The organism is Dolichospermum circinale AWQC131C (assembly GCF_000426905.1).
Lineage (GTDB): Bacteria > Cyanobacteriota > Cyanobacteriia > Cyanobacteriales > Nostocaceae > Dolichospermum > Dolichospermum circinale.
On the sequence record NZ_KE384648.1, the window covers coordinates 1,931 to 7,646 of the forward strand.

The 5,716-nt window shown below is 38.0% G+C and carries 4 protein-coding genes; all 4 read right to left on the reverse strand.

Annotated elements, in window-relative coordinates:
- The coding region (locus tag ACIR131C_RS26275; RefSeq protein ID WP_196811811.1) for a glycosyl hydrolase family 18 protein at positions 1 to 1,668 on the reverse strand (1,668 nt) is incomplete at its 3' end.
- A gap of 262 nt (positions 1,669 to 1,930) precedes the next feature.
- A complete protein-coding gene (locus ACIR131C_RS0119150; RefSeq protein WP_028091476.1) occupies positions 1,931 to 4,171 on the reverse strand; it encodes an FdhF/YdeP family oxidoreductase in 2,241 nt (746 codons plus the stop codon).
- Between the two features lie 57 nt (positions 4,172 to 4,228).
- A complete protein-coding gene (locus tag ACIR131C_RS26280) occupies positions 4,229 to 4,489 on the reverse strand; it encodes a hypothetical protein (RefSeq protein WP_028091477.1) in 261 nt (86 codons plus the stop codon).
- A gap of 162 nt (positions 4,490 to 4,651) precedes the next feature.
- Positions 4,652 to 5,554, reverse strand: a complete 903-nt coding sequence (locus ACIR131C_RS0119160) for a S1 RNA-binding domain-containing protein (RefSeq protein WP_028091478.1) — start codon at positions 5,552 to 5,554, stop codon at positions 4,652 to 4,654.
- Positions 5,555 to 5,716 lie beyond the last annotated feature (162 nt).

A 5,716-nucleotide genomic window follows, 5' to 3' on the forward strand; every position in this document is an offset into this window, starting at 1 on the left:
CAGGTTGTTAGGTCCGTTTTCTAATACGCTACTGGGTGATACTGCTAGGGTAATGGTAGGTAAAACAACATTATTAATTCCTAAATTTGTAGCCGCAACATTGATTAAGGAATCAGGATTAGTTATGGGCAAATCTTGGGTGATTTCCCAGAAGAACGCACCACCGAGTCCTTGTTGTTTGACATAATCAGTTTTCCCCAAAATTGATTGGTTATTTTCATAGGTGCTAAACACCTTTGTTTGAGAACTATAAATATAGGGAACTTTGGCGCTATTATCCCAGAAAGATTGATAGCCATTTGTCCCCAATAGATTATAAAGCTCCCTATATGTGCGCTCAGAGCTACCAGTACCCTGCTGGAACAGCCCATTGTTGCTACCAGCGTTAACTCCAGTCCAGGTGCGCCCATAAAGTGGAATGCCCAAGACAATATCTGTAGCTGGCACACCCGCACTTAGATAATGTTGAATCGCCCAATTAGTATTTACTTTAGCCGCGTTATAAGTGTTATCATTTGTGCTTTTATACAAAGCTGACTGATGATTTGTTGTGTTCTCCCAAGGTCCGTGGTAGTCATAAGACATGACATTAATAAAGTCCACATAATCAGAAGTTGCTTTCAAATCTTGTGGGCTGAAATCGTAAGGGTTGCCCCCATAATCAGATGCAGACAACTGGTAAGGAGAACCAGAAAGGGCTGTAGTGAGAAGATATTGCTTGCCATCATTTTGAGAGGCTTGATTGATTTGTGTCCGCAATTGTGCCAGCAATTGGATGTAATTATTATCCTCATTTGCTTCAGGATACTCCCAGTCAATATCTAGGCCATCAAATCCATTAGTCTTCATTAGTTGGATAGCAGACTGAGCAAAGTTTGCCCTAGACTGCACCGTAGCAGCAGCAGAGGAGAAATCATTCTCTGTTGCACCGCCAATGGAAAGCATTATTTTCAGGTTGGGATTTTGAGCTTTAATTTGTTGAAGTTTAGCGATGTCACCTGTTCCTGTTCCATCTTGAGGTAGTTGAACCGTACCAGTTGAAGTGACATCAGCAAATGAGTAGAACAAATGTGTAAGTTTATTAAACGGAGTATCTACAGGTGTATTGGAATCAAGATTCCAAGAGCCTATATATCCACCCACGATATAATTGGGTAAAACAGAATTATACGCCTCCATTGCCTGAACCTGCAAAGCCAGAGGCGCTTCAATTAATCCAGTCCCATATTCTAACAGCCAATCTCCACCTAATGCAGCACTACCAGTCAAGTCATCAGATGCAGCTACATCTGCCCCAGTCAGTTGACTAATTTGCTGGACAAAAGCTTTACCAATAACTCCCCCAGCCACGTCACAACCATACAGCAGAATGTCTCCTGTGGTAGTGAGAGATTGACCCCACTGCTGCAATTGTGAACTATAGCTACTGAGGTTTGCTGAGTTTAACTGAGTTGAACCAAGGGATAAACTACCCTCTCCACCGTGAGAAATAATCTGAATACTATCAATTTCTGTCAGTGCTGCTAATTTATCGGTAATCTGCCTAACACTGTCCTGTCTGGGGTCAAGAATAAACACCAGTGAGCCAGGTTCGACACCATTAACTAGATTTTGCCAGTCTGTAACATTGGGATCAATAAAAACGACGGTTTTGGTAGATTTAGCCACAATTGTACCCTGTATTATATTAATTTATTTTTTACTTTATTAACCCCGCACTGACTTCAGTATCTATCTTGAGATAGACTTTTATATCGCATTCGTCATTAGACGATATCACTTATAGTGTCTACAATTTTGTAGTTTCCTCTGTATGAAAAAGAATTTTAGAAGGCTTTGCCTTCTTTGTCAACTTCTTTGTCAAATGGAGGCAGAGCCTCCTAATGGCATTCCCAGTCTGAGACTGGGAACGAGATAATAGAGATAATATTTAGTACACAAAAACCGGAACTCTTTTATAAGCAGGTGTACCACTTTCAGGATCAATTGCTGCTGTCAATAAAACGTTAGCTTCAGGATAAAACATAAAGGCTACACCTTCACGAATTGCACCACAAATAATTTCAATATTCTCTAGTTCTCCTCCACTTCCTTTAACTGTAACTCGTTGATGTTCTTGAAATCCTGCTTTTTTGATATCCAAACTATTCATTAGAATACAATGACGATGGGGCATATTGCGATATTTATCTGCACTGCGATAAACTACTGTATTATGTTGTCCATAACCGCGTCCTGTTCCCAATATTAAGACAATTCCTGGTTGATTTTCCTCCACACCAAAAGCTGATTTATCAGGTAAAGTTAATTGTGGTAAAGGTGTGATAAACATCCGCGCTTTACCATCAAAAGTGGGAAATTTCGGTTCATCAAAAATCCGTCCTGTAATGGTAAATTCTGCCTGAGTTTGATCAATTTGACCTATTTTCTCATAACCAGGAATAGTTTTAGCAATTAATTCTCTAACATAAACCGTATCTTGTAATTTACGCCAATTAATCGGATGTTCATCATGTAAACGATGGGCTATTTCTGTAATTAATTCTACTTCAGAAATCAAATCAGAATTATCTGGTTGTAAATGACTTTTACCTGCATCATTTAACCTGACAAAATTATTACCTGATTCCGTTGTCGTCCGATGGGGATTTTCAAAACGATTGAAAACAGGTAAGATTAAAGTTTGCTGTTTTGCTAATCCGTGAAAATGTCCTAAATTTGGTTTTGTCGCTACATAAAAAATAGTTTCTATTTGTGATAAAGCCCGTTTTGCTTGTGATAAATCTGGGTTAGCTGCATACAAATTTCCCCCTAAACAAAAGAGGGTATTGATCTTTCCTAATTCTGCGGCTGCTATTAAATCACGGGTATGATAACCAGGAGTTTCATTCAGGGGTTTTCCTAACAGCTGAGATAGTGCTTGTTTGATTTCTTCGTGCAAATTGACGGTGACACCCATTGAACCAAATCCTTGGACGTTAGAATGTCCTCTAATGGGCATTGTTCCCGCACCAATTTTACCAGCATTACCTGTAATTAAAGCCGTATTTGCTATACTCAAAACATTATTTACACCGTTAGTTTGTTGAGTGATTCCCATAGCCCAAGCAAATACTACACGCTCAGATTTACCAATTATATAGGCTGTGGCGGTAATTTCTTCTTGAGATAATCCGCAGGTTTTGGTGATATCATCCCAAGATATATTATTGGCATAATCTAAAATTTGTTGCCAGTTTTGAGTGGAGGATTTGAGATATTCTATTTTAATTAAATTTTGGGCAATTAAGGATTTTTGTAACCCTAGAAATAAGGCTACATCACTACCAGGAATCGGTTGCAAATATAAAGAAGATATATCAGAACCCCCGGTAAGTAAGGATTTAATCGGAAAAGCAGGAGAAGCAAATTTAACTAAACCGATTTCAATTTGGGGATTAATAATAATCACTTTACCACCCCGGTCCCGTAATTTGATTAATTCGTTCATTAATCGGGGATGATTTGCGGGTGCATTAGAACCAATTAAAACCACACAATCACTATGTTGTAAGCCTTCTAAACTTACCATTGATGTTCCTGAACCGAAAACTTTTTTTAAGCCGACGGTTGAGGGAGCGTGACATAAATCCGAACAATCTGCTAGATTATTACTACCTAGCGATCGCATTAACAATTGTAATAAATAAGCAGCTTCATTAGATGAACGTCCAGAACTATAACTAGCTATAGTTGCTGGTGTTAAACTAAAGGCTGGTTTTGCGATTTGATAAACTTCTTCCCAACTAATACGTTGATAATGAGATGATCCTGATTTAAGAATGAGAGGATAATTAAGTCTACCTAAGTTATCACATTCTTGAGAAGTTAATTCTTGCAATTCACTGATATTATATTTTTGAAAAAAATCTGGTTTAATTCCTGGTTGTAATTCTGCTGCAATAGCTTCTACACTTTTAGCACAACGTTGTAAATATTCTCCTGCTTCATTGACAAACCCTCCCTTTTGTCCACCCGTACCCCAAGCACAGGATAAACAAGCGCTTTTATGATTGAGAGTTTGCCATAATTGTAAACCTTGGGGTGAGAGAGTTTTTTCTACCCAATATTGGATTACAGGTAAACCGCCCCCTGCATGGGAATTAGATTTATTTTCTGGTAAATTGTCCATAAATAAATAGGAGTTGTATATCTTATTTACAAATTTTCAACCTCATCATCATTTCGCTTACCAACTCGAAAAATTTGAATCTCCTCCTCTTGAATTGACAATATTCTCTACAGTAAATTTCGTTCCATGAAGCTGATTATATGCCTTAATGACTTCTTCTGGACTAAAAGATTCTTCATCGTTTTCTGAAATTAAATAAATGTCCAATTGTTTTAAACGTTTCCATCCTTCATAACTAATGATAGTAGCGATCGCTTTTCTGTGCTTTTTCAATAATAATTGATGTTTGCCCTTGGGTAAGACTATCCAAAAAATCACTCAAATGTTCTTGTATCTCATTAGCATTTACTTGATTCATGATCATTTGACTATGATGATATTGATGATTATAACTGCATCTCAACAAATAGGGAATAGGGATTAGCAATTAGCAATTAAGATTTGACAATTACCAATTACCAACCACCCATTACCAATCAACTATTCAGCAGTTTTATTAGCTGCACGATTAGCACGAGCTTCCGCTGAATTCATGACTTCTGCAAAATTTTCCACAACTTCACCAGGGAAATTTTCCAAAACTCTGGTAGAAATAGCAATTCGACCTTTACCTTGGTCTAAATCAATAATTACAGCTTTAATGGGTTGACCAATTTGAAAGACCTTTTCTAAAGATTCAATAAATTTTTGGCTGACTTGTTTAATGTGCAGTAAAGCACTGGCACCATTTAAATCTACAAATACACCAAAAGGTTTGATGCCGGTAATTTTTCCCTCTACTAATTGACCTAATTCTAATAAACTGAAGTTACTAGAACGAGCCGCTAAACGTTGAGAAAGAACCAGCTTTTTAGTTTCACGATTAATTTCTAGAAAGCCGACGGTGAGACTTTGGCCTTTAAGTGCTTCTAGATTATCACGTTCGGAAATGTGCGATCGCGGAATAAAACCCCGGACACCCAAAAGATCAACCGTGACACCACCTTTATTAATACCTGTTACCCGCACTTGGACGGTTTGGGAATTTTCCTGCATTTCTAACAGTTTATCCCAGATTTGACGCACTTCCAACTGCTTACGAGAAATAGTGACTTGACCTTCAGCATCCTGATCCTGAATAATCAAAAACTCTAGTTCCTCATTCATCGGTAATACCTCCGACAAATCAGTTACCGCTCTCAAAGAAGCCTCGTCTTGGGGAAGAAATGCAGATGATTTACCACCAATATCAACATAAGCACCATCGTGGTCAATTTGGAAGACTTTACCACGAACAATTTGCCCTTTTTGAAATTGGTAATCGTGCTTTTCTAGGGCTTTAGCAAAATCGTCCATTGAAAAAGACGAATTGGCTGTTTGAGAAAGTTTAGATTCAGAATTCATGACTTTGAAGATAAATTGTTATTTGTTAGTTGTCAGTGGTCACTGGTCAATTGATTTTGGATTTACGATTTTGGATTTTGGATTAACTCCACCCTCAAATGTGGAGCTTGGGGATTTTAGATTAGCGATTTTGGATTAGTTCTGCCCTGAAGAGGCGAGGCT